The sequence below is a fragment of the Sphingomonas sp. CCH9-F2 genome, from assembly GCF_001556735.1.
Classification (GTDB): Bacteria; Pseudomonadota; Alphaproteobacteria; order Sphingomonadales; family Sphingomonadaceae; genus Sphingomonas; species Sphingomonas ginsenosidimutans.
In genome coordinates, this window is record NZ_LSJO01000517.1 from 1 (window position 1) to 2968 (window position 2968).

The following is a 2968-nucleotide window of genomic DNA, read 5'->3' on the forward strand; positions in this document are numbered from 1 at the left end:
GCGCCGGTGCGGCTCGGCTTGCTGGCGGCGACCTTCGTCGCGATGCTGGCGCTGACCATGCTGGGGCCGATGATGACGATCACCGGCGCCGACCTGACGGGGGCGGGCAATTGGCAACGGCAAGCGGGCTATGTCGCGATCACCGTGCTGACGATGGTAGCGCTGCGCCCGCTGCACGACTGGCGACGTCTGCTGACCGTCCCGTTGCCGATCGCGCTGGCGCTGGCGTGGTGCCTGCTCAGCATCGCCTGGTCGATCGCGCCCGGCGTGGGGTTCCGCCGGCTTTTGCTGACCGCGATGGTGATCTGGTCGGTGTTCGCGGCGGTGCGGTGGCTGGGTTACGAGCGGACCGTCAACCTCACGCGCTGGGTGCTGCTGGTATCGCTGGTGCTCAGCTATATCGTCGTCTTCGCCTATCCCGAACTGGGCATCCACCAGGCGGACGAGGTGTATGACAAGAAGCTGATCGGCGACTGGCGCGGCATCTTCATGCACAAGAATACCGCCGGTGCGATCTGCGCCTTCGCGGTGCTGATGTTCGCGTTCGATCGCGGGCGAATGCCGCGCTGGCTGCAGATCGGGGCGGTCGCGCTGGCCGTCGGCTTCCTGGTGATGACGACGTCGCGCACCTCGCTGGGCGTGTGCGCGGGCGCGGCGGTGCTGGGTGCGCTGTTCACCTTCTACCATGCGCGCTACCGGCTGTTCCTGATCGGCACGATCATCGTCGCCCTTCTGATCGGCTCGATCTACATCAATATCTACAACGCGCCCTTCTCCTCCGTGCTCGACGATCGCACCGCCTTCACCGGGCGCACGCTGATCTGGGATGCGCTGATCCGCTATACGATCGACAACCCGCTGGGATCGGGGTTCGGATCGTTCTGGAACATCGGTAGCGCCAGCCCGATCTTCCAATATGCGCGCGGCTGGGTGATCACCGTGACGGAGGGGCATAACGGCTTCCTCGATCTGGCCGCGACGATCGGCATTCCGGGGCTGATCCTGGTCGTGGCGCTGGTGGTGGTGTGGCCGCTGGTGCGGCTGCTGGGCAGCGAGGCGGCATCGGGGCAGCGCGGCGCGATGCTGCTGGCGGTGATGGTGTTCTGCATCGCGCACAACGGCACCGAATCCAGCCTGATGGACCGCGACACCATCCTGCAGGTGATGCTGATGCTGACGATCGCGCTGATCTGGTCGGTGACGCGCGCGCCGCTGCGCCGCACGCCCGTGCGTCCGGCCTTCGCCGCCGATACGCCGCGCAAGCCGCGCACCTTCGGGGTGGAACAGGCATGAGCGCGCGACACCGGCTGCTCATCGTCGGCGGATCCAGCGACCATCCCGGCGGGGTAGAGGCGTTTTGCGATCGCGGCACCGCCGCGCTGGCGGCGCATACCGATCGCTGGACGGTCGAGCGCATCGCCGCCGACAGCGCCTATCTGTCGCGCGCAACGCTGCGCCGTTACCTGCGGCAGCTGGGGCGGCTGGTGGCGCATTGCCGGCGCGGGCGCCCCGATCTGGTGTGGGTGCAATATGTGAACCTGCCCGATCTCGGCTTCGTGCTGCTGGCGCGGGCGATGGGGCGGCGGGTGATGGTGACGCCGCATCTGGGATCGAACTGGCGCTCACAATCGCATCCGCTGCTGCGCCGGCTGAGCCAATGGGCGCTGGCGCGCGCGCAGCGGCTGGCGCTGATTTCCCGCACGCAGGAACTGGAGATCGCACTGCCCCCCGCGCTGCCGCGCTCGCTGATCCGCAACTTCCTGCCGCAATCGGTGCTGTCGAGCGTGCCGGCCGCCGGCGATACGATGCCCGACCGCCTGCAACTGATCCACTCGAGCCGCCTGTCGGAGGGCAAGGGCACGTTCCTGGTCGTGGAGGTCTGCGCGCTGCTGCGCGACCGCGGCGTCGCGTTCGATGCGCGGATCACCGGCGGCGCGGATGCCGAGACGATGGCGCGGCTCCACGCGCTGATCGCCGAACGCGGGCTGGAGGATCGCGTCAAGGTGCTGGGCCGCATCCCGGAGGAGGAACTGCTCGACCTGCTCGGCCGCTCCGACGTGCTGATCCATTTGTCGAAGATCGATTCCTATCCGCTGATCGTGCTGGAGGCGATGGCGTGCAGCACCGTGCCGCTGGTCATGGAACTGGCGGGCGCGCGCGACATGGTCGAAACCTATCGCGGCCATGTGGTCAGCGCCGCGACCCCGGTCGAGGAAGCCGCGGCGTGGCTGCAATCGCTCGACGTGCCGACGCTGCGCCGCGACCGTGCCGACGTCGCCGCGCCGGTGCGCGACGATTACGCCTGGTCGCGCGCTGCCGGCGCGCTGGAGGCGGCGCTGGACGCCACCGTCGCCGCGCTGCCCGGTGCCACAGGTGGAGCTGCGCTGGACGCACCCGACCGCCGCTGAGCCAGCCAGCGCGGCGCCGGGTCACGCACCGCTGCGTGGATCAGCCACAGCATCGCCACTCCGCGCACGATCGCCGCCGCGAGGATATCGCCCTGCGTCGCCGACGGCGACGCGCCCTCCATCCCGGCGAACATCCAGAATTCGGCAAAATAGGCGGCCACATCGCCCAGCAGGAACAGCGCCATCGGCCGCGCGCGCGTCCCCGTCAGCACCAGCAGCGGCCACAGCCACAGGTCGAACTGCGGGGAATAGACCTTGTTGGTCAAAAGGAACCACGCCAGCACGGGGGTGAACAGCAGCCACGGGTGCTTCCCGTGCTGCCGCCAGCCCGCCGCGACGATCGTCGTGGCGCCGCCGACAAACAGCACGAACGACCACAGGTTGCGCGTCGGGATATCGGTGACCCACCAGCCGAACTGCGTCATCAATTCCCACACGCTCGCCGCCGTACCCGCACGCTCGCTGGAAAAGGCGTAGAATTCGCGCCAGTTCTGGAACGCCAGCGCGGCGACGGGCAGGTTGACCGCGCCCCATGCCGCCATCGCGACCGCCACCAGCAC

The 2968-nt window shown here is 68.9% G+C and carries 2 protein-coding genes and 1 pseudogene; 2 read left to right on the plus strand and 1 reads right to left on the minus strand.

Features of this window, described 5'->3' with window-relative positions:
• Together AX685_RS14640 and AX685_RS14645 are read left to right on the plus strand one after the other, a co-directional pair.
• Window positions 1–1293: O-antigen ligase family protein (locus tag AX685_RS14640; protein WP_066489980.1), on the plus strand; the 1293-nt coding region annotated here is incomplete at its 5' end.
• Entirely contained in the window at window positions 1290–2408 is a 1119-nt protein-coding gene (locus tag AX685_RS14645; RefSeq protein WP_066489982.1) for a glycosyltransferase, read from the plus strand. The genes AX685_RS14640 and AX685_RS14645, both read left to right, overlap by 4 nt.
• On the opposite strand, the pseudogene AX685_RS14650 reads toward AX685_RS14645, so the two are convergent.
• Window positions 2297–2968, minus strand: a pseudogene (locus AX685_RS14650) (hypothetical protein); the annotation flags it as partial. The gene AX685_RS14645 and the pseudogene AX685_RS14650 overlap by 112 nt on opposite strands.